The organism is Bradyrhizobium sp. 521_C7_N1_3 (assembly GCF_052075975.1).
GTDB lineage: Bacteria > Pseudomonadota > Alphaproteobacteria > Rhizobiales > Xanthobacteraceae > Bradyrhizobium > Bradyrhizobium japonicum.
In genome coordinates this window covers 322,942-344,737 of the sequence record NZ_CP197232.1, presented here as the reverse complement: position 1 = coordinate 344,737, position 21,796 = coordinate 322,942, and the positions used below count along the sequence as shown (strand labels likewise).

General features: G+C 66.5%; 19 protein-coding genes and 1 tRNA gene. 8 read left to right on the top strand and 12 right to left on the bottom strand.

Going from position 1 to position 21,796, the window contains the following annotated elements:
* Positions 1-103 precede the first annotated feature (103 nt).
* Genes AB7008_RS01560 through AB7008_RS01550 form a run of 3 tightly spaced genes read right to left on the bottom strand, consistent with a single transcriptional unit; the run spans position 104 to position 4,337 of the window.
* Positions 104-1,513: an adenylate/guanylate cyclase domain-containing protein gene (locus AB7008_RS01560; RefSeq protein WP_441258321.1), complete on the bottom strand. Its 1,410-nt coding sequence runs from the start codon at positions 1,511-1,513 to the stop codon at positions 104-106.
* Positions 1,514-1,564: 51 nt separating this feature from the next.
* Entirely contained in the window at positions 1,565-2,932 is a 1,368-nt protein-coding gene (locus AB7008_RS01555) for a cytochrome P450 (RefSeq protein WP_441258320.1), read from the bottom strand.
* A 34-nt stretch (positions 2,933-2,966) separates the two neighbouring features.
* Positions 2,967-4,337 carry a hydrolase gene (locus AB7008_RS01550; RefSeq protein ID WP_441258319.1) on the bottom strand — a complete coding sequence of 457 codons (1,371 nt, stop codon included), beginning with the start codon at positions 4,335-4,337 and terminating at the stop codon, positions 2,967-2,969.
* 136 nt (positions 4,338-4,473) lie between these two features.
* Between AB7008_RS01550 and AB7008_RS01545 the strand changes: the two genes are divergently transcribed.
* Positions 4,474-6,162 (top strand): MFS transporter, encoded by a 1,689-nt coding sequence (locus AB7008_RS01545; protein ID WP_028158639.1) that lies wholly within the window; start codon positions 4,474-4,476, stop codon positions 6,160-6,162.
* A 107-nt stretch (positions 6,163-6,269) separates the two neighbouring features.
* Here AB7008_RS01545 and AB7008_RS01540 read toward each other — a convergent pair whose 3' ends face one another.
* Together AB7008_RS01540 and AB7008_RS01535 are read right to left on the bottom strand one after the other, a co-directional pair.
* Positions 6,270-6,485: a hypothetical protein gene (locus tag AB7008_RS01540; RefSeq protein WP_014490726.1), complete on the bottom strand. Its 216-nt coding sequence runs from the start codon at positions 6,483-6,485 to the stop codon at positions 6,270-6,272.
* 155 nt (positions 6,486-6,640) lie between these two features.
* Positions 6,641-6,949: a hypothetical protein gene (locus tag AB7008_RS01535; RefSeq protein WP_441258318.1), complete on the bottom strand. Its 309-nt coding sequence runs from the start codon at positions 6,947-6,949 to the stop codon at positions 6,641-6,643.
* Positions 6,950-7,202: 253 nt separating this feature from the next.
* On the opposite strand from AB7008_RS01535, the gene AB7008_RS01530 reads away from it, so the two are divergent.
* Complete coding sequence (locus AB7008_RS01530) at positions 7,203-8,264, top strand: polysaccharide deacetylase family protein (RefSeq protein ID WP_028158641.1); 1,062 nt, start codon at positions 7,203-7,205, stop codon at positions 8,262-8,264.
* A 73-nt stretch (positions 8,265-8,337) separates the two neighbouring features.
* Here the strand turns inward: AB7008_RS01530 and AB7008_RS01525 are convergent, their stop codons facing one another.
* The 5 genes from AB7008_RS01525 to AB7008_RS01505 form a co-directional block, all read right to left on the bottom strand.
* The gene (locus AB7008_RS01525) at positions 8,338-8,712 is read right to left on the bottom strand and encodes a hypothetical protein (protein WP_441258317.1); all 375 of its coding nucleotides are present in this window, start codon (positions 8,710-8,712) and stop codon (positions 8,338-8,340) included.
* 171 nt (positions 8,713-8,883) lie between these two features.
* Positions 8,884-8,959, bottom strand: a tRNA-Thr gene (locus AB7008_RS01520).
* Positions 8,960-9,059: 100 nt separating this feature from the next.
* Positions 9,060-10,835 (bottom strand): heme biosynthesis protein HemY, encoded by a 1,776-nt coding sequence (locus AB7008_RS01515; protein WP_304492284.1) that lies wholly within the window; start codon positions 10,833-10,835, stop codon positions 9,060-9,062.
* A gap of 37 nt (positions 10,836-10,872) precedes the next feature.
* Positions 10,873-12,108, bottom strand: a complete 1,236-nt coding sequence (locus tag AB7008_RS01510; protein WP_441258316.1) for a COG4223 family protein — start codon at positions 12,106-12,108, stop codon at positions 10,873-10,875.
* 65 nt (positions 12,109-12,173) lie between these two features.
* On the bottom strand, positions 12,174-12,935 hold the full coding sequence (locus AB7008_RS01505) for a uroporphyrinogen-III synthase (protein ID WP_304492282.1): 762 nt from the start codon (positions 12,933-12,935) through the stop codon (positions 12,174-12,176).
* 157 nt (positions 12,936-13,092) lie between these two features.
* On the opposite strand from AB7008_RS01505, the gene tsaD reads away from it, so the two are divergent.
* The 3 genes from tsaD to AB7008_RS01490 are packed head-to-tail and all read left to right on the top strand — an operon-like array spanning position 13,093 to position 15,559.
* A complete protein-coding gene (gene tsaD / locus AB7008_RS01500) occupies positions 13,093-14,160 on the top strand; it encodes a tRNA (adenosine(37)-N6)-threonylcarbamoyltransferase complex transferase subunit TsaD (RefSeq protein WP_441261173.1) in 1,068 nt (355 codons plus the stop codon).
* Between the two features lie 2 nt (positions 14,161-14,162).
* Positions 14,163-15,143, top strand: coding sequence for an NAD(P)H-dependent glycerol-3-phosphate dehydrogenase (locus AB7008_RS01495; protein ID WP_441258315.1), 981 nt, complete (start codon positions 14,163-14,165; stop codon positions 15,141-15,143).
* Between the two features lie 2 nt (positions 15,144-15,145).
* Entirely contained in the window at positions 15,146-15,559 is a 414-nt protein-coding gene (locus tag AB7008_RS01490; RefSeq protein ID WP_028158648.1) for an EVE domain-containing protein, read from the top strand.
* Between the two features lie 91 nt (positions 15,560-15,650).
* On the opposite strand, the gene AB7008_RS01485 is transcribed toward AB7008_RS01490, so the two are convergent.
* Entirely contained in the window at positions 15,651-16,745 is a 1,095-nt protein-coding gene (locus AB7008_RS01485; protein ID WP_441261172.1) for an adenylate/guanylate cyclase domain-containing protein, read from the bottom strand.
* 102 nt (positions 16,746-16,847) lie between these two features.
* On the opposite strand from AB7008_RS01485, the gene AB7008_RS01480 reads away from it, so the two are divergent.
* Complete coding sequence (locus AB7008_RS01480; protein ID WP_041957300.1) at positions 16,848-17,303, top strand: SRPBCC family protein; 456 nt, start codon at positions 16,848-16,850, stop codon at positions 17,301-17,303.
* 14 nt (positions 17,304-17,317) lie between these two features.
* Here the strand turns inward: AB7008_RS01480 and AB7008_RS01475 are convergent, their stop codons facing one another.
* Entirely contained in the window at positions 17,318-18,487 is a 1,170-nt protein-coding gene (locus tag AB7008_RS01475) for a DNA topoisomerase IB (protein ID WP_441258314.1), read from the bottom strand.
* Between the two features lie 421 nt (positions 18,488-18,908).
* Here AB7008_RS01475 and acs point away from each other — a divergent pair, with 421 nt between their 5' ends.
* Entirely contained in the window at positions 18,909-20,855 is a 1,947-nt protein-coding gene (gene acs, locus AB7008_RS01470; protein ID WP_028158652.1) for an acetate--CoA ligase, read from the top strand.
* 410 nt (positions 20,856-21,265) lie between these two features.
* Positions 21,266-21,781 carry a L,D-transpeptidase gene (locus tag AB7008_RS01465; protein ID WP_304492279.1) on the top strand — a complete coding sequence of 172 codons (516 nt, stop codon included), beginning with the start codon at positions 21,266-21,268 and terminating at the stop codon, positions 21,779-21,781.
* The last annotated feature ends 15 nt before the right edge of the window (positions 21,782-21,796 follow it).

Sequence of the window (21,796 nt, the reverse complement as noted above, 5' to 3'; positions counted from 1 at the left end):
ACAGGCTGTGGTTTGGCGACGACTCGAGCAACGACCATCCTGCCTATTCCAGAAATCACGCGGTATGGGTCCCTGCTTTCGCAGGGACGACGGCGAAAATCCCTCACGGTATCTCGTACACCACCATCTTGTCGGCGATGCCGCGCAGGGCCGCCTGCTTCTGGATCGGCTTGATCGCGCGCTGCTCGAGCACCTCGGCGACTGCGGGCGCATCGAGCACGGGGCCCGTGATGTGGATCTCCTGTGCCGTCGACAGGCTCTGGACGCGAGCGGCGATGTTGACGGTCTGGCCGAAATAATCCTGGCGTTCGTTGAGCATCACCGCAAGACACGGGCCTTCATGGATGCCGATCTTGACGATCAGATCGTCGGTGCCGCGCTGCCTGTTGAGCTCGTCCATCGCGGCCCGCATCCGCAGGCCCGCGACGATGGCGTGCTCGGGGCGGACGAAGGTCGCCATCACGGCGTCGCCGATCGTCTTCACCACCGCGCCCTTCTCGGAGGAGATGATCTCGAGCAGCGCATGGAAATGCGCGCGCACGAGATCGAAGGCGGCGAGATCGCCGACGCGTTCGTAGAGCGCGGTCGAGCCCTTCAAATCGGTGAACAGGAATGTCAGCGACGTGATCTGGAGCCGCTGGTCGAGGCTGAGATTGTCCGCCTTGAAGACATCGCGAAACGTCTGGTTCGACAGCATGCGCTTGGCGGTGAGGAACGGCTTGCGCTTGCCGATGAGATGATGGAGCGCCTCGGCCGCGATGAACACCGACGGCAACACGCGCACGCCGGCCTGGTTCTCAAGCGACAGCCGCAGCGGCCCCGGCCGCATGGTCGTCGTCCCGGTCGGAGCGTGCACCTTGTTGTACATGATCGCGAACTGCTGACGCTCCTTGGTCGGCTCGCCCTGGACGTCGATGAAATGGGCGGCGTGCGTCACCGGCTCGAAGATGATGATGAAGTCGCCTGGCAGTTGCAGCGACATGGTCGCCTTCTCGCCGGCCGGCAGCTCCATGGTATCCAGCGTCACCTCGTTGGCGAGCGTCGCAAACGATTCCTTGTTGAAGTCGACGCCGGAGCTCCAGAACACCTGCTTGAAATATTCCCACACCGGAAGCGTATCGGGATCGTGCGCTGCGATACGCCGCACGCGTGGATTCACGGTGAAGGAGACCTCGACCTGATCGTCGACCGACGCCTTGTAGCCGCAGGCGCAGAGCGCGCAGTGATAATCGTCCGGCTTGAGCGCCTTCAGCGTCGAATGGGCGCCCAGCACGCCGCCGCAGCCCGGACAGAGCACGTTCCAGCCGAGATCGAACAGCCCGAGCCGCGCCGAGTGCAGGAAGGTGGAGATCGTGTGCTCTTCGTCGAGGCCGTGCTGTCTGGAGAAATCGAGAACATTGACGCGGTTGAGCTCGTGATCCTCGCCGTTCTCGATGAGGTCCGCAATCGCGTCGACCACCTTGGCGTCGGCAGTCTGCTTCAGAACGGAAAACTGGGCCTGGATGTCGCTCATGGCGGAGGCTCTATCTGGAGTGGATCGCGCCATCGGGCAGACGAATGTCTGTCACCGACGCGTGATGCGGAACAAAGGTGAGTGGTCGGGCTGGGTCGTCACGACGCCGAGCGGGATCACCGGAACCCTGTCGGCAAGCTCGATGCGGAACGCGCCGATCAGCCGGGCCAGCGCCAGCACGGATTCGGCTTGCGCGAACGGCGCGCCGATGCAGACGCGCGGACCCGCGCCGAACGGCAGGTAAGCGAAACGGTCGGGCGCCTCCTTCGACATGAAGCGTTTTGGGATGAAGGCGTTCGGCTGATCCCACAGCTTCTCATGCCGGTGCAGCAGCCAGGGCGCGATCATGATGATGTCGCCCTTGCCGATCTCGACGCCGGCCGCATTGTCCTTCTCGCGCGCGGCGCGCGCGACCAGGAAGGCCGGCGGATAGAGCCGCATGGTCTCCTCGATCACCGCGCGGGTGAACTTCTGGCGATCGATGTCGGCCATGCTGTCGAGATGCTCGCCGTGGGTCTCGGAGGCGACTTCCTCCTGCATCTCCGGATCGAGCGCGAGCAGATAGAGCGCCCAGAACAGCGCCGTCGCCGTGGTCTCGTGACCCGCCAGGATCATGGTCGCGACCTCGTCGACGAGTTGCGCGTCCGAAAAGCCCTTGCCGGTCTCGGGATCGCGCGCCGCGTCCATGAGATCGAACAGGTCGCGCGGTGGAGCGCCGTCCTTCTTGCCCATCGTGCGCCGCTCGGCGATCAGCATCGCGACGAACTCGGTCCAGCGCTTGCGGAAGCGGGCGCGGGCAAAATCCATCGGGGTCGGCCAGGACACCGGCAACAGCATGTCGAGGAAATATGGCCGCCCGAGCCGCGCACCGTATTCCATGACGAAGTTGCGCAAGGTCGGGCCGTGACGATCCATGCCGAACGAGAACATCGTGCGCCCGGCGATCTCCAGCGTCATGCGCTGCATCGCCTCGCGCAGATCGACCGGCTCGCTTGTTCGCGCGTCGAGCTTTGTGATGGTCTCGTCGAGCACCGCGGTCATATGCGGGACGAGATTTGCAGTCGCACGCGGTGTGAAGGCCGGCGCGAGCGTACGGCGCTGATGCGTCCAGGCGTGGCCTTCCGCGATCAGGAGTCCTTCGCCGAGCACCGGACGCAGCATGCGGATCCCCGCCGGCGTGCGCGTGTAATTTTCATAATTGCTGAGCAGGACATGCCGGATTGCATCCGGCTGATTCAGGATGAAGCTGTTGTGGAGGAAAAAGCGGCCCTTGATGACCTCTTCTTCATAGGCACGCTGCCCCCAGGTTGCGATCATGTTCTGCTTGAGGACCGCGACCCGGCCGAAAAACGACATATCGTCGGGCGCACGCGGCGGGGTCGGAGGGATGATGGGCCGACGCACACTGGCGATGTTCATGGCTCTCTCCCGCAGATGTGACCCAGGCCAATAGCTAGTAAGTCAGCTCGGCAATCGCAATCCTGTTCTCGGAGGCGGGCCAGGCGCGCGCCACAATTCGTTCTTCGCCGAACTGGGCCACGATGTTACGCCCGGCCTCCGCGGCCGGGAGCCGCAAGGTTGCTGCCGAATCCGTGGGCACACCCGGCTTGACGTCGGCCGGCTCCTTGCCGTCGAGCAGCACCACGTCCCGCGGCAGGCCGAAATAGCCGCGCGGTCGCGACATGATCACGACGGCGCCGGCATCCTTGTCCGCCGGCCCGAGCGGGCGCGCGGCACGCAGATGCACAACATCGGACCAGCGCGGGAAGGGCGAGCGGTAGATATGCGTCGTCGGCGCGTCCGGCGATGTCAGGACGAATTCAAGGAACCAGGAAGGCTCGACCTGCGCCGGACCCCAGCGGCCGTCGGCGCCGGTCCTCGCGCTGTGCACCGCGCCGCCTCTGCGCTCCCCGGTATCGGGGTCGACGCGGAAGACATCGACGGTTGCACCTGCCACCGGGCGATTGGTCGACACGCCGCCTGGCGTACCGGTCACGAGGCCGCTCAACCTGACGCTCTGCTCCGGCACAATCGCGATGCGCGCGGGCTCGCGGCCGGCAATGAATTTGTAGATCTCGCGGAAGGCGCGCGGGTGAAACGCCACTTCGCGATGGTCGAGCGCGCCGAGCACGAGATTGGTGGCGCCCTTCAACTCCGGCCCTTCAACGGTGACACCGGTCGGCGTGCCCGGCTTGCCGATGAAGCGGCCGTCCGCTTGCGCGTACTTGTCCATGCCATCGCTGCGCAGGGTGAGGAAGGCCGTGCCCGGCGTCACCTCGCTCTCGCCCTCATTCAGGCCGCGCAGAAATGTGCCACGGCCGTTGAATTCGTTGTTCGGCTGGTCATCGGTCGCGAACACGCCGTGATTGGGCGTGCCGCACAGCACGGCATGGCTGACGTCGCCGGTGCCGCCGTTCCTGATGACGTTGCGAATGGCGTAGCCACCGCGCGAGCTGCCGACCAGCGCCACGCGCGGCGCACCGGTGCGGCGTTTCAAGTCGGCGATGGCGGCAGCGAGCTCGCGGCGCTGGTCCTCGGTCGAGGAGCGGTTCGCCTGCTCGACCTTGTCGTCGCTGCGCGCATTGGGATCGGTGAAATTGATCGCCGCCATGCGATCCCGCGCGATGCCGTTGGATTCCATCCGCCAAAGCGTCGTCATCCAGAGCGCGTCGTAGTCGCCATTGCCGTGGACGAACAGGATCGGAGGCACCTCGGCATTCTGCGCCGCGGGCGCGGTCTGGGCCAGCGCGCCTGTCCGGAAGCTCGGAACCGCGAAAGGCAAGCTGCCTGCCCCCAGCAGGATCGACCGTCGCGACAGCTTCATATGTTTCTCCGGCAAAACCATCTCTTTGTACCGCTTATAGCGGCCTAACCACTGGACAGCGAAGGACTTTCGCAGGCATCACTGAACCTGCCGGAATCACCCGAGACCACTTCTGCCAGCCCATATGGAAGGGGATATGACCGAGCAGCCGAACCGTCAGAAATTCGCCGGCGACGGCATCGCCGCACCGCTGCGGTACACCGTGTTCCGGCGCATCTGGCTCGCCAGCCTGCTCTCCAATCTTGGCCTCTTGATCCAGGGCGTGGGCGCGGCCTGGGCGATGACGCAGATGGCGGCCTCGGCCGACAAGGTGGCGCTGGTGCAGACCGCGCTGATGCTGCCGATCATGCTGATCTCGATGCCGGCCGGCGCCATTGCGGACATGTATGACCGCCGCATCGTGACCTTGATTTCGCTCGCGATCGCGCTGATGGGCGCGACTGCGCTGACGGTGCTGGCCTGGCTCAAGCTGATCACCCCGGAAACGCTGCTCGTCTTCTGCTTTGTGGTGGGCAGCGGCAATGCGCTGTTTGGGCCGGCGTGGCAATCCTCGGTCAGCGAGCAGGTGCCGCCCGAAGCATTGCCGTCAGCCGTCGCGCTGAACGGCATCAGCTACAATATTGCACGCAGCTTCGGTCCCGCGGTCGGCGGTGTCATCGTCGCCTCGCTCGGCGCGGTGGCCGCCTTTGCCTGCAACGCGATCCTCTATCTGCCGCTGCTGGTGGTGCTGCTGCTCTGGCGGCGCAGCACCGAGCCCTCGCGCCTGCCGCGGGAGAAGCTCAACCGCGCGATGGTCTCGGGCTTCCGCTACATCACCAATTCGCCGCCGATCAAGATCGTGCTGTTGCGCACGCTGGTGATGGGCCTGATCGGCGGTGCCATCATGGCCCTGATGCCGCTGATCGCGCGCGACCTGCTGCATGGCGGCGCGCAGACCTACGGCATCATGCTGGGTGCCTTCGGCATGGGCGCCGTCGTCGGTGCGCTCAACATCCATGAATTGCGCAAGCGCATGAGCGGCGAGGCCGCGATCCGCGCCTGCACCATCTCGATGGCGTTCGCGATGGCCGCGCTTGCCGTGAGCACGGAGCCGGTGCTGACGGCGGCGGCGCTGGTGCTCGCCGGCGCGGTCTGGATGGCCGCCGTCGCGCTGTTCAACATCGGCGTGCAGCTCTCGGCGCCGCGCTGGGTCGCGGGCCGTTCGCTCGCGGCGTTCCAAGCCTCGATTTCCGGCGGCATCGCGATCGGCGCCTGGGGCTGGGGCCACCTCACCGATTATGCCGGCGTCGAGGTCGCGCTGCTGACGGCCGCCGGCCTGATGCTGATCTCGCCGGTGCTGGGCATCTGGCTGGCGATGCCACGCGTCGGCGCCCGCAACGAGGACGCGGACGTGCTCGCCGATCCCGAAGTCAAACTGTCGCTCACGGCGCGCAGCGGGCCGCTGGTGGTCGAGATCGAATACAGGGTGAGCCAGGAGAACGCGCGCGCCTTCCACAATGTGATGCAGGACGTGCAGCTCTCCCGGCAGCGCAACGGCGCCTATGGCTGGTCGATCGCGCGCGACATCGCCGACCCCGAATTGTGGACCGAGCGCTACCACTGTCCGACCTGGCTCGATTATCTGCGCCAGCGCAACCGCTCGACACAGTCCGAACGCGCGTTGCATCAGCAGGCGATCGATTTCCACATCGGCCCCGATCCGGTGCGGATCCGCCGCATGCTGGAGCGTCCGTTCGGCTCGGTGCGGTGGAAGGAAGAGACGCCGGATCGCGCCGGCGCCGAGGTGCTGCCGGTGGTCGCGAGCGCGGCGGGAAGCAGCACGTAGGTATCGTGAGCTCGTAGCCCGGATGGAGCGCAGCGCAAGCCGGGGCAGTCTCGCGGCAGGGAGAGAATCCCGGATTTCGCTCCGCGACATCCGGGCTACGAAAATCCCTACTGCCCGTGATCCGTCAGCACCTTGTCGCAGGCTTTGCTGAGGCGGGTGCGGTTCTGCTTGAGACAAGCGAGCACGACGCCATCGCCATTGTTCATCACGGCACGGCAGAAGCGCGTCACATCGCGCGCGCAGGCATCGTGGCCGGGCTGCTGTTGCGCTGAGGCGCTCGATGCGCACAGAATCAAAGAAACAATGAAAAGAAATCTGGTCATCGCGTAATGCCTCTTGCCCCAAAGATGTGCGGGCGAAGCTAGTGCGACGATCCCGGGGCCGCAACGGCTTTATTGCCGGGCGGGACTGGCGCGCGTGGCCCCGGCTTGACGCCGGGAGCACATCGCGAGGGGAGCCAACAACGATCGCCGTTGCGCTACTGCTTGTCCTGGGCGTCAGCGACCTTGCGTGAGGCGCCCTTTGCGAGGTCCTTGTCCATCACCGCGCGGCAGCCGGCGCTCAGGTCGGAACGATGCTTCATCATGCACGCCGTGATCTTCGGAATGTTGGGGATTTCCGAGGAGCACAGGCGGAAGGCATCGCCGGTGCACTGCTGCTGCGCCTCGGCCGAGAAGGCGAAGCTCGACGTCGTCGCGACGATCGAGACGATGGCGGCAAAGCCCAGAGCCAGGCTGGTGTCGCGGATCCTGCTCGTCAGCGATTTGGCAGAGAAAGATTTGGTCATTTGAAGCTCCCATGGGCGCCGCTGGAAGCGGGGCCCGTTGCTGGTGGGAACTACGATGCTCCGGCAAAACAGTTTCCACCGTGATGACGGTCACGGGTGGCCCGCCCTCTGTGACCTCCGTCACATGGCACACCTCGCTGAAAATCCGGCGCAAACGCCGTCGTGTTGGTGTCACGTTAACTGTTCCTTCGCATTAATGGCTCGTCGCGCGGGAGATTCCGCCGGGTTGGTTGCGTAATTGGAAAGAATAGCGATGCGTAATGCGTTGGGCCTGATGCTGGCCAGTGTAGTTGCGGCGGTCGTGATCGCCGCCGGCGGTTGGTTTTATTATTCCGCGCGCGCCGATCAGGGCGCTCCCAAAACAACGGCCGCTCGTGCCGCCGATCAATTGCCGGCACAGGCGAAGCTCGCCGCCAAGGATGACGTCGAGACCACCGCGGCGATCGCGACCAGGCCGACGGCACTTGCCCAGGCAGCGGCGCCTGCGCCCGCTCCGGCCATGCCGGTGCAGCCGAAGCAGGCCTGTGCCAATCCGAACGCGCTGGGCGTTGCCCGCGTGGTCGAGATCGACACCACCGGCGGACCCGGCTTCGGCTTCGACCATTTCAAGCAGTTCGACTTCCTCACCGACAAGGAGGTCGTGCTGACCTTCGACGACGGTCCGTGGCCGGTGAACACGCCCGCGGTGCTGAAGGCGCTCGCGGATGAATGCACCAAGGGTCTGTTCTTCTCGGTCGGCAAGCATGCGACCTATCATCCGGAAATCCTGCGCCAGGTGCTGGCCCAGGGCCACACGGTCGGCACGCACACCTGGTCGCATGTCAACCTGAACGGCAAGAAGATGACGGAGCAGCAGGCCAAGGACGAGGTCGAAAAGGGTATCAGTGCGGTGAAATTCGCGCTCGGTGCCAACCCCGCGCCGTTCTTCCGCTTCCCGCAGCTTCAGCACAATCCGGCGATCGTGAGCTATTTCGGCACCCGCAACGTCGCGATGTTCTCGACCGACATCGACTCCTTCGACTTCCGGAAGGGCGCGACGCCGGAGAAGATCATCGAGACGGTGATGACGCGGCTCGACAAGCTCGGCAAGGGCATCATCCTGATGCACGACTTCCAGAAGCACACCGGCGAAGCGATGCCGGCGCTGCTCGCGCGGCTGAAGGCCGGCGGATACAAGGTCGTGCAGATGAAAGCGAAGACGACGCTTCAGACGCTGCCGGAATATGACGAGGCACTGATGAAAGATATGAAAGTGCCGACCGCGGGCACGAACACGCGTCCGATCTCGAGCGTCGTGCAGACGGTTTCGCAGTAAGCCCGGAACGCTTCCTCAATACGCGCATGGCCGGGCTCTTGCCCGGCCATTTGCTTTCATAGCGAGCAGCGGCTTACCAGTAGATGCCGTGGCGATGCAGCTCGCTGATGATGCGGCCTTCGGTCCAGCCGCGCTTGTGCTTCGGCTTGCCCGCCTTTGCGGTCTTCGTGACGGGCTTGCTTGTCGCCGCCGGCGCTGAGGTCGTCGTCGTCGCGGTCACGGCAGGAGCCGTCGCCACGGCGGGAGCAGGGGCCGACACTGCCAGCGGACGATCGACGTATTTCGGGGCTTCCGTGGCTGGCGCGACTTCGCTGATTTGCATCGCCGGAGCGGTGGTCGTGGTGGCTTGCGGAGCGGCCGTTGCCGTGGCCAGCGACAGGCTGCGGTCGCCGGCATGGGCAGATGCAGAAGCCAGGGCCATGGCGGCCACCAGAATGATCTTGCGCATGTGAAATCTCCCCGTGTTTTCCGTGACCGGGAGACTAGGGGAGTTCACGTTGGAGATGATGTGACCGGGGTCACTCAGGTTGCCGCGCGATCTCGAACCGGCGCTCGCTCATGCCGGCCGGATGGCTCGGTCAAAACGCCGACTTATGACGATCGGATGAATTGGGAGCGCTGGTGCCGCAAGAGGGATTCGAACCCCCGACCCCGTCATTACGAATGACGTGCTCTACCGACTGAGCTATTGCGGCGAACCCTGCCGGGACCCGCGCAATGCCGGTCCCGATACGCGCGCTCCTGATATCGGGCATGGCCCGAATTGGCAAGGTGGAGCGGGCTTCGAAATGTGCCTCACGCGCCCCAGCGGGACCAGAATCCGCGCCAGCCGCCGGCCTGGGCCTTTGCATGGGCTCTGGGCGTGCCGATTTGTTCCGCAAATTCATCGCTCGGACCCTCGTCGTCGATCCCGGGATCGTCGGGGGCGCGGACGATCGGGATGACGGCCTGGACCGGGGCCGGCGCGGGCTTGGCGAGGTCGGCGCGGGTCCGGAACACCGGCGTTGCCGCCTCGGGCGATGATTCGGCCGTCTCAGGGGCGGGATTGACCGGCTCAGCGGCGGGCGTGACCGCAGGCTCTTCCTTGGCGGCCTCCGCGGTCGTCTCCTTGGCCTCAGGGGGCGAATTGTCCTGTGCGGCGGGGACGGGATCCGGCGCGGCCACGGGCGGTTCCACCGGGGCTTCGCTCGGGGCTGCCGTCACCCGCTTCGGCGGCGGCGCGGCCAGCATGGCTTCCTCGAAGGCCGAGGATTCGATCGTGGCGCCCTTGTCGGAGGGCAGGCTCGCGACCGGCGTTTGCCACTGGAAGGCATCGAGACGGCCGGTGACCGGCGAGACCGGACGCCAGCGGTCGCTGACGTAGCCGTCAGCGGTCCAGGCCGGATCGTGGCGGGCGCGCACCGCGCGCAAGGTCCAGGCGCGGGCACGGCCGCCGTCGCCATGCTCGGTGCGCTCGAGCTCGGCCATCAGCAGCGCGACGCGCTGGGTCGGATCATTGATGTAAGGCGCCAGCACCGCGCGCGCGCGCGCAAACTCGGAGGCGTCGATCGCGGCGCGCGCGATCGCGAGCTGGCCCTCGACATGGCCGGCCTTGTCGGCCGGCGTCTTGGCCGCCAGCGTCTCGACCCGCTGCAGGCGCTGCCGCGCGGAATCGCCGAGCTTCACATGCGCATAGGCGTCGGCAAGATCCGGATGCGGATTGGCGAGCCACGCGGCCTCGACCAGCTTCATGGAGCGGCGCACCTGATGCGCTTCGCTCTCGAACTTGGCCGCGAGCACCGCGGCCGGCACCAGCGTCGGCGCGAGCTTGATGGCCTCCATCACGCTCTCGCGCGCGACGTCGCGGTCCATGGTTTCCAATTCCAGCGCGCGGGCCGTGAGCAGCACACCGCGCTGGCGGCGATAGGCCGCCTTGTCGATCAGGCCCGCGGACAGATTCGAATCCAGGATCGCGAGCGCGCCGCTCCAGTCGCCGCGCGCGCAGCGGAAGCCGAGCACCGCGTGCGAGGCCCAGGTCGAGGACGGCGACAGCTTGATCGCTTCCTCCGCGATCATCACGGCGCCGACCGCATCGTCGGCACGCTGCGCCTCGATGAACAGGCCGCGCAGGCCGAGCAGCCGGGTATCCTCGCGCTCGGCCATGACGCGAAAGACGCGCTGGGCCTCGTCGCGATTGCCTTCGAGCTGGGCCGACTGCGCGTGCAGCAGCAGTGCGAGCGGATCGTTCGCGGCCAGCCGCCGCGCGGTATCGGCGTGACGGCGGGCGAGGGCGGTATCGCCATGACCGATCGCGAGCAGGCCGTGGGTGATGGCATGGCGGCCGCGCGCATGGCGTTTCTCATGACGGCGGCGGCGCAGGCGTCCCGGCGCGCGCCAGATCATCGTCACGATGCTCCAGACCAGCACGACCGCCGCTGCAAAGACGCCGAGCAGAAACACGAACCGCGGAAGCGTCGTTGACGCGCGGAAGCCGCCCGCGGTCAGGACGAGATCGCCGGGTTGATCGGCAACCCAGGCCGCGCCGGCCGCGGCCAGCGCGATCAGGACGAGGAAGAGGACGATGCGAAGCATGGCGATCCCTATTACGCGCTGATTGTTGCGCGAACCTTTACTGAGCAGGCTTGACCAGATCGGGCTTGGCGAGATCCGCCATGGCATCGTCGGCGAATTTGCGGGAGGCACCGAGCGCGGCGTCGCGCGCATCGGCCTTGTCGAGCCAGGCCTGTGCCGGCGCACGATCGGCCTCGGACAGCGTCTTCAGCTCGCGCCTTGCTTCCGCGAAATCGTTGCGGAGCGCTGCTGCCGTCACCCGTGCGACGATGGCACCGCGATCATTGCCGACGCCGTCGGTGCGCTCGATACGAACGAGTTTCGAGGCCCCCGCCTGGAGACGCTCGACGATGCCGGCACCGGCGGCCGGGGTTTCCGCCGGCGGCGAGAGCTTGGGCACGATGTTGAGCAGCTCACGGCTCAGCGCAACCGGCGTCGGAATGCCTGACGATGCAAAGGTGTCGAGCGGCTTCAGCATATCGGGCTTGGCCGCGAGCGACCGCGCCGCGGCCAATTGCGATTCGTAGGGATCGCCATGCCGAACCGCGACGTCGAGCAGAGCTGCCGCCACGACATGGCGCAGGGGCTTGTCATTCGTCGCCTTGTTGTCGGCAATCTTCTCGCCCTGCTGTGCGAGCTCGGCGCGCTCCGTCTTGCTGGCACGCTCCAGCTGCGCAATGCGGTCGCTGAGAGCGGCAAGATCGGGCGCGGCGGCGCGCGGTGCCGATTTCACGTCGTTGGCGGTCTTGTCTGATTGTGCGCGCAGATTGGCGATGTCACTGCGCAAGGCACTTGCGGATTTCTCCAGTGCATCGATCCGCGCCACCGTGGCCGGATCGGCGGCGGGCTTGCCCGCCTTGGCTTCGACCGCGGCGACACGTCCGCTGAGCGCGTCGACCGTTGCGCTCGTGACCTGCGGCGCGGCCGGCGGCGCCTGCACGGCGGGCCAGCCCAGCATCCAGCCGACGGCAATCACGATCGCGGCTGCGACCGCGCCGGAGAACGGCGCAATGACCCAGGGCGACACCGGCGCCGACGCGGGAGCGGGAGCAACCGCGGCCTCCGCGTGCGCGGGCTCCGGGTCGGGCCTGGCCTCTTCGGATTTGGACTCTTCGACCATGGCCTGCTCTGGCGTGGCCTGCTCCGGCGTCGGCTGAACCTCCGGTTCGGCGGCCGCCGTTGGCTGCGGCTGGGTCGAGATTTCGGTTGCCTCAAGGTCGATGGTGGGCGGGGTGCGCTTGGCACGGCCTGACTCGGGAGCCGGTCCTGCGTCTTCAGGCTTGTCATCGGCCATCGTGACGGTTCCTCACACTCAAATGCCCTAAACGGACCCGATCGCGTCGGATTCGGCCCGACCTCTTACGCCAAACGGGTCCGCAAAGCACGCTCCAAGGTATCAAATAGGGCATTTTCGTCCGGCGTCGCGGCCCCCAGAACCTGCGACGCGCCGGCATCGCGCAGCACGCTGGCGACCGTCTCGGACAGGCAGCATTGCGGGATCGCCAGCGCCGAGATTTCGACGCCTTCGTCCCGTGCCGCATCCAGAAAGGCCCGCGCGCTGCGACGGGAGTAGTGCAGCACCGCCTCGATCCCATGCGCGGCAAAGCCATCGCAGACATCGCGCGGCAGGATCTTGACCGGAGTCATGCGATAGGTGGTCTGCGTCACCACGCTGAAGCCCTCCGCGCCGAGCTCGCCACCGAGATCGCGCGACAGATCCGCGCCCGCGAGATAGAGCAGCGTGCCTTTCTTCTTCAGCACCTTGTCGCGCGCGCTCTGCATCACCTTGTCGCGCAAGGCCGCGGCATCGCCGCCGGCGACGATCACCTCGGCGAAGCCGGCGTCGCGCGCCGCGGCAGCCGTGTGCTCGCCGACCGCAAACAGCGGCAGCTCGAAAAGGCCAAGGTTCTTTAAGCCAAGATCCTGCAATTGCGGCGCGACGGCGCGGATCGCATTGGCCGACGTGACGATGATGGCGCCGTAGTCGGCCTCACTCTCGTCATGGAAGGCGACCGGCTCGAACTTGAGCATCGGGGCGAGCAGCACCGCATGACCCCGCGCCCGCAAATTTTTCGCCGTCGCCTCATTGTCGGGATGCGGCCGTGTGACAAGAATGGACATCGCTTGTGTTCCCGAACCGCGTGGCGGTGACGCATTCACGAAGGCGGCTGCGCGTGACGATTGCGCAAGTGGACCCCGGAATGCTACCGGACGTACCAGAACTCTGCTTTACGGATGAGCGCAAGAGCGCAAATTGGATAACAATTCGGCAATGCTGGTGCTGGGCATCGAAACCACCTGCGACGAGACCGCCGCGGCCGTGATCGAGCGCGCGCCCGACGGCAGCGGCAAGATCTTGTCCAACATCGTGCGGTCCCAGATCGAGGAGCATGCCCGCTTCGGCGGCGTGGTGCCGGAGATCGCCGCGCGCGCGCATGTCGACGTCCTCGACGGCATCATCGACCGGGCCATGCACGAGGCCGGCATCGACTATGCGCAGCTCAACGGTGTCGCCGCCGCGGCGGGGCCGGGGCTGATCGGCGGCGTCATCGTCGGCCTCACCACCGCGAAGGCGATCGCGATGGTACACGACACGCCGCTCGTCGCGGTCAACCATCTCGAGGCGCATGCACTGACGCCGCGCCTCACCGACGGAATTGAATTTCCCTACTGCCTGTTCCTCGCCTCGGGCGGGCATACCCAGATCGTCGCCGTCACCGGCGTCGGCCAATATGTGCGGCTCGGCACCACCGTCGACGACGCGATGGGCGAAGCCTTCGACAAGGTCGCGAAGATGCTGGGCCTGCCCTATCCGGGCGGGCCGCAGGTCGAACGCGCCGCGGCAAGCGGCGATGCCACGCGCTTCGCCTTCCCGCGCCCGATGCAGGGACGGCCCGATGCCAATTTCTCGCTGTCGGGATTGAAGACGGCGGTGCGCAACGAGGCGAACCTGCTCACCGAGATCGCGCCGCAGGATATCAGCGATCTCTGCGCGAGTTTTCAAGCCGCAGTGCTCGACTCGACGGCCGACCGGCTGAGCGTCGGCCTGAGGCTTTTCCGCGAGCAGTTCGGTGCTCCGCATGCCCTCGTCGCCGCCGGCGGCGTCGCGGCCAATCAGGCGATCCGCGGCGCCCTGCATGACGTCGCGCGGCAGGCCGGGACGCAACTGATCATGCCGCCGCCCGCGCTCTGCACCGACAACGGCGCGATGATCGCCTGGGCCGGCGCCGAGCGCCTGGCACTCGGCATGATCGACACGATGGAAGCCCAACCCCGCGCACGCTGGCTGCTCGATGCCAACGCCAAGGCGCCGGCCGGTTACGGCAACACGCGGGCGGGATTCTAGCCATGACGGCGTTCCGGTCGGTCGCAGTGATTGGTGCGGGCGCATGGGGCACGGCATTGGCGACGGTCGCGGCGCGCGCCGGACGGAACGTGACGCTCTGGGCGCGCAACAGCGAACATGCCGCGCGAATCGCCTCGACCCGCGACAATCCGCGGCTGCCCGGCGTGCGGCTGGCGCCGGAGATCGTCGTGACGCACGAGCTTGCGGAGGCCGCGCGCGCGGACATGGTGCTGATCGCGACGCCCGCGCAGCATTTGCGCGGCGCGGTCAACATGCTGGCCTCGCATCTGACAAAGCCGGCGCCGATCGTCGCCTGCGCCAAAGGCATCGAGCACGGCACCCATAAATTCATGACCGACGTCATCGCGGAAGCCGCACCTCACGCGCAGCCGGCGATCCTGTCAGGCCCGAGCTTTGCCGACGACGTCGCGCGCGGCCTGCCGACCGCGGTGACGCTGGCGGCGAAGGACGAGGCGCTGGCGAGCGCGCTGGTGCAGGCACTGGGCTCGGCGACCTTCCGGCCCTATCACACGACGGATGTCCGCGGCGTCGAGATCGGCGGTGCGGCCAAGAACGTGTTGGCGATCGCGGTTGGCATCGCGGTCGGGCGCAAGCTCGGCGCCTCCGCCCAGGCTGCGCTGACGACCCGCGGCTTTGCCGAGCTCACGCGCCTCGGCCGTGCCCTCGGCGCGCGCCGCGAGACGCTCACGGGCCTGTCCGGCCTCGGCGATCTGATCCTGACCTGCTCGAGCCCGCAATCGCGCAATCTCGCGCACGGCCTGGCGCTGGGCCGCGGCGAGCAGCCGCCCGCGGGCAAGCTCGCCGAGGGCGAGTTCACCGCACCAGTGTTGATCGAACTCGCAGCTTCGCACGACATCGAGATGCCGGTATCAGAAGCGGTCGCTTCGATCCTGAGCGGCCGGAGCACGATCGACGCTGCGATCTCGGGGCTGCTGACGCGCCCCTTCAAGGCAGAGGAATGAACATGGCGTACTGGCTGGTGAAATCCGAACCGTCGGTGTGGTCCTGGGACCAGCAGGTGGCGAAGGGCGCCAAGGGCGAGGCCTGGACCGGCGTGCGCAATTACACCGCGCGCCAGAATCTCGTGAACATGAAGAAGGGCGACAAGGCGTTCTTCTATCATTCCAACGAGGGCAAGGAGATCGTCGGCATCGCGGAGGTCATCAAGGAGGCCTATCCCGATCCGACCGACAAGACCGAAAAATTCGTCTGCGTCGACATCAAGGCCGACAAGCCACTGAAGACGCCGGTGACGATGGCCGCGATCAAGGCGGACAAGAAGCTCGCTGATATGGCGCTGGTGAAATATTCGCGTCTGTCGGTGCAGCCGGTGACGGCGGAAGAGTGGAAGCTCGTCTGCAAGATGGGCGGGGTTTAGTTGCAGGTGCTGTAGCCTGGATGGAGCGAAGCGCAATCCGGGAAAGTTGGGATTGGGGCACGGCCCCGGATTACGCTTCGCTCGATCCGGGCTACGATATCCGGGTTTGCGTCTCCGGCAGCGTAAACACCTCGCAGGGCGACGCGATGCCGCGCAACGGATGCGATCCGAGCGCGACGAGAGGCGTGTCCGTCTCCGCGGCCAGCGCCCCCGATACCAGCACGGTCCGTTCCAGGGGCTTGCACAATCCCTCCAGCCGGCTGGCGAGATTGACGGCGGGACCGATCGCCGTGAAATCGAGCCTGTTGGCGGCGCCGATATTGCCCCAGAGTATTTCGCCGAGATGAAGGGCCGCGCCGAATGCAAGCGGCGGCAGTCCTTGAGCGCCGCGCTCCCCGTTGAGATACGCCATGCCGGCTTCGGCTGCGCCTGCGGCACGCAGGGCGGCGTCGCAGGCGCGGCGCGGTGAGGCCTCGACCACCGGGAAGATCGCGAGCACGCCGTCGCCGATGAATTTCAGCACCTCGCCGCCGAAGGCATGAACAGCACCGGCGATGCGATCGAACCAGGCGTCGAGCGCTGCGATGACGTCGGCCGGCGGTGTGGTCTCCGACAAGGTCGTGAAGTTGCGCAGATCGGCGTAGAGCAGGGCGGCTTGAATGGTCTCGCCGAGATCACGCCGCAGCGGCGCCGCCAGCACCCGCTCCGCACTGCGCTTGCCGAGATAGGCATCGAGCGTCGCGCGCAACGTGGCGCGCGCAGCGAGCACGGCCAGCGGCGTCGCGGCGAAACGCGCAGCCTGGCGCAATTGCTCGATCTCGTCTGCGGTGAACGGACGCGGCCCGATCCAGCCGAGCTGCGGCCCATCTTGTCGTCCGACCACCTCTTCGTGCACCTCGCCGCGCGCGATGTCGCGCAGCCAGCGGCGCCCGGCATCATCGGGCGGGTCGGGTGCCAGCCCACTTGGTGCGAAGCCGAGCGCCTCGATGACCCGGCCGGTCTCCGCGCGCCACAGCCAGGTCCGCTTCGCGATCAGCGGATGCGGCACCTCCAACGTCAGGCTGCCTGCCGCAAGCGGCACACCGTCGGCGACCAGATGAGCGCCGAGTTCCGCGAGCAGACGGTCGGCTCCGGGGCAGTCCGAGGCGGCATCGACGAGCCAGGCGAGGGTCCGGGAGAGCTGCATGGCCCGATGATGGCGAAGGTCGGCCGTCTTTGTCACGGGCAATCCTTGACGCACCGCTCCGCCGCCGCCATGTGGCCAGTGTCAGCCGAGGGATGATCGCCGATGACCGAGCCATTCGTAGTGCGACGCGAAACCCAGATCGCAGCCCCCCGCGCCACCGTCTTCGCCTATTTGACCGACCCCGAGAAAATCCTGAGCTGGATGGGTTCCGACGCGACCACGGAGCCGCATCCCGGCGGGCTCTATCTCCTCAAGGGCATCGGCCCGCGCGGCGGCGTTGGCCGCGGCACCTTCCGCGAGGTCGTGCCGGTGCATCGCCTGGCCTACACATTCGGCTGGGAGGGCGGTCAGGAAGTGCCGCCCGGCTCGAGCCTGATCGAGATCGACCTGATCGAGCGCGACGGCGGCACGCTGCTGCGCATGACCCATAGCGGGCTCCCGACCGAGGAACAGGCCGCCGCGCACGCGAAAGGATGGGCGCATTATCTGGGCCGGCTCACGAGCGCAGCCGCGGGCAGCGATCCCGGTCCGGACACGGGTGTATCCGACAAAATGTAGCGACGTCGGGCGGATCACACCGCCGCGGTCGCCACCACCTGCTGCAAGAGTTGCTCGCGCCTGGCCTGCGAACGCTGGCCCTTCATGGTGGCGGCGAAGCGTTCGAGGATACCGTCCTCGAAGGCGGTGACGATGGTGTCGTGGACGTAGCTCTTGCGGCAGATCGCCGGCGTGTTGGAAAGCTTGTCGGCTGCGGCGCGGATCGCGTCCAGCACCTGCTTCTTGCGGCCGCGCTGGCTGGTCGCCGGCGTGATCCGCGACAGCGATTCCACCACGACCGCGGACGCCATCAGCGTGCGAAAATCCTTCAGCGAAATCTTGATGCCGGCGATCTCGCGCAGAAACGCGTTCACCTGCGTGGTGCTGACCGCGCGCACGATGCCGTAGGCGTCGCGATACTGGAACATGCGCTTGCCGGGAACGCCGTTCAGGATGCCGATGGCGCGCACCAGCTTGGCCGCGTCGCACTCCTTGCGCACCGCCTTGCCGCCCTTGGCCTTGAAGGTCAGCACGAAGGAATCGTCCTCGAGCGTAACGTTCGACTTCAGCATCGTGGTGGCGCCGCGGGTGCCGTTGAGGCGGGCATAGGATTCGTTGCCGGGACGGATCGCAGTGCGTGCGATCAGCTCGATCACGGCCGAGAGTGCGAATTCACGCGTCGGCTCGTCACCCGACAGGAACGCCGAGACCTTGCGCCGGATCTTTGGCAGCGCGCCGACGAGCTTTTCCAGCCGGTGCGCCTTGCGGTGCTCGCGGACCTTTTCCCAATCGGCGTGGTAGCGGTATTGCAGCCTGCCCGCGGCATCGCGTCCCACCGCCTGGAGATGCGAGCTCGGATCGGCCGAGTAACGCACCTCGCGATAGGCCGGCGGCACCGCCATGGCGTGCAGCCGGCGGATGGTGCGGGCGTCGCGGATATGCGCGCCATTGGGGCGGACGAAGGAATAGCCCTTGCCGCGCCTGACGCGGCGGATGGTCAGCTCGTTCTGGTCGCCGAGCCGCAGCCCCAGCTCCTTGGCGAGCGCCTCGACAGTCGCCGCGGGCGCGGCGTCGAAGACCTTTTTCGGGCTGAGACGGGCGGAACCGGCCGGTTTCGGCCATTGTCCGAGGGCTTTGGCCAGCGCGACAGCAGCAGGATCGGCCGAAGCGAGCCGCATCGTCCCGAGATTCTGCTGATCCATCATAGTCTTAAGCCTTAGCCCTGTCTGTTATCGGTCAATGCCGCTGTTCTGATTTTTGTTCCAAGGGTCTCTTGGAGGTCTCTTGGACGGTCTCTTGGGACCCGGGTTAGCCACTTAGGGTGTTCCGAACCGCATTGCGAGTCCCGAATCAGTGAGAGGCGGTTTCTAAATACCTCCTGCGGCGCATGGACGCCCTGCATGGGGCTATTCCGGCGTCTTGGTAAAGACCTGGAAAGCCGCGCCGGCCTGTTTCAGATCTGCGACAGTCGCGCCGGGCGGCGTTGATCTTCCGCATGGCCGGCCGCTCGCCGAAGGTCCAGCTTGTGCTCCTTGTCGGGTCCGGTTAGGCGGACGCATAATCGGTTCAATGATGACGTCGGCTCGCCAGTCGCCTGGGCTCGGCTTGCCGTATCTGGAGGGAAGCATGTCCGAGAAGACCTACGACGTCCCCGCGGAATGGGCCAAGCGCGCCTGGATCGACCAAGCCAAGTACAAGGACATGTACGCCCGCTCGATCTCGGACCCGAACGCCTTCTGGGCTGAGCAGGCCAAGCGCATCGACTGGATGCACGCGCCGACGAAGATCGAGAACGTCTCCTTCGCGCCCGGCAACATCTCGATCAAATGGTTCGAGGACGGCGTCCTCAACGTCGCCTGGAACTGCATCGACCGGCACCTGCACAAGCGCGCCAACCAGACCGCGATCATCTGGGAAGGTGACGATCCCTCGCAGTCCCGCCACATCACCTACAAGGAGCTGCACGACGAGGTCTGCCGGATGGCCAACATCCTGCGCACCCGCAACGTCAAGAAGGGCGACCGCGTCACCATCTACCTGCCGATGATTCCGGAAGCGGCCTACGCGATGCTGGCCTGCGCGCGGATCGGCGCGATCCACTCCGTGGTGTTCGCCGGCTTCTCGCCCGACAGCCTCGCCCAGCGCATCAACGACTGCCAGTCCAAGGTCATCATCACCGCGGACGAAGGTCTGCGCGGCGGCAAGAAGGTGCCGCTGAAGGCCAATGTCGACGCGGCGCTCGCCAAGGCCGACGGCGTCGACTGGGTCGTCGTGGTCAAGCGCACCGGCGGCACGGTCGAGATGAATCCGTCACGCGATCTCTGGTATCACGACGCCGCCAAAATGGTGACGACGGAATGCCCGGCCGAGCACATGCATGCCGAGGATCCGCTGTTCATCCTCTATACCTCAGGCTCGACCGGCCAGCCCAAGGGCGTGCTGCACACTTCCGGCGGCTATCTGGTGTTCGCCGCGATGACGCATCAATACGTCTTCGACTATCACGACGGCGACATCTACTGGTGCACCGCCGACGTCGGCTGGGTCACCGGACATAGCTACATCCTCTACGGGCCGCTGGCGAACGGTGCGACCACGCTGATGTTCGAAGGCGTGCCGAATTACCCGGATAATTCCCGTTTCTGGAACGTCATCGACAAGCACAAGGTCAACATCTTCTACACCGCGCCGACCGCGATCCGCGCGCTGATGCAGAGCGGCGACGAGCCCGTAAAGAAGACGTCGCGCGCAAGCCTCCGGCTGCTCGGCTCGGTCGGCGAGCCGATCAATCCGGAAGCCTGGGAGTGGTATCACCGCGTCGTCGGCGACGATCGCTGCCCGATCGTCGACACCTGGTGGCAGACCGAGACCGGCGGCATCCTGATCACGCCGCTGCCGGGCGCGACCAGGCTGAAGCCGGGCTCGGCGACGCAGCCGTTCTTCGGCGTCGTGCCCGAGATCGTCGATGCCGACGGCAAGGTGCTGGACGGCGAGACATCAGGCAATCTCTGCCTGACGCGGTCATGGCCGGGCCAGATGCGCACGGTCTATGGCGACCATGCCCGCTTCGAGCAGACCTATTTCTCGACCTACAAGGGCAAGTATTTCACCGGCGACGGCTGCCGGCGCGATGCCGACGGCTATTACTGGATCACCGGCCGCGTCGACGACGTCATCAACGTCTCCGGCCACCGCATGGGCACCGCCGAAGTCGAGAGCGCGCTGGTTGCGCACGAGAAGGTATCGGAAGCCGCCGTGGTCGGCTTCCCGCACGACATCAAGGGCCAGGGCATCTACGCCTATGTCACCCTGATGGCCGGCGTCGAGCCGACCGAAGATTTGCGCAAGGAGCTCGTCACCTGGGTGCGCAAGGAGATCGGTCCGATCGCCTCGCCCGACCAGATCCAGTTCGCACCGGGCCTGCCCAAGACCCGCTCCGGCAAGATCATGCGCCGCATCCTGCGCAAGATCGCCGAGGACGAGCCGGGCAGCCTCGGCGATACCTCGACGCTCGCCGATCCGGCCGTCGTCGACGATCTCGTCAAGAACCGGCAGAACAAGAAGTCGGCGTAAGGCACGCCCTCGTGCCCCGGACGCAGCGCAGCGCTTCTTCAGCGGTGCGCTGCAGAGCCGGGGCCGATCCAACGGCAGAGCGTGTGGCCTCCTGGGTCCCGGCTCTGCGCAGCAGCGCCAAGGCGCTGCAGCGCGTCCGGGACGCATTCCCCCCTGAAATAACGGCCATTCACACCCTCACGCACTTGTCAGGGCCCGCGGCGGCGCGCTCGCGTCATTCCAGCCGAGTGTTGTTTTCTTGTCATTTACTTTACTTCGAACATTTTCTTTGTTCCCCCTGCTGGCGGGCCCTTGGCGGCCGCGCGTGGAAACCATCCGGTTAACAGGCGCGGTTAAGAATATCCGGGCAAGCGGGCAATTGCCGGTGCTGCGTAGTTTTGGACGATCCGTTCGGGGCAGAGGAAAAATTGATGTCGGTAAGAATTGCTGTGGCGCTCGCCGCCACCATCGGGGCCGGGGTCTTGATGTCGACGGCCGCGCAGGCGCGGCCGGAAATGGTGGGGGCGCACCTGGCCGATTATTCGCCGGGCACCATCGTGGTCAAAACCAACGAGCGGCGGCTCTATCTCATCCTCGATAACGGCCACGCCGTGCGCTACCCGGTCGGCGTCGGCAAGTCCGGCAAGCAATGGTCCGGCACCACCCGCATCGACGGCAAATATCTCAACCCGGCCTGGTCGCCGCCTGCGGAAGTGAAGCGCGACAAGCCCAGCATCCCCGATGTTATTCCGGGCGGCTCGCCGCGCAACCCGATGGGCGTTGCGGCGATGACGTTGGCCGGCGGCGAATATGCCATCCACGGCACCAATGTGCCGGGCTCGGTCGGCGGCTTCGTCTCCTATGGCTGCATCCGCATGCTCAACGACGACATCACCGATCTCTACAGCCGCGTCTCGGTCGGCACGACGGTGGTCGTGACGCGCTGACCGCGGGGATCAGGC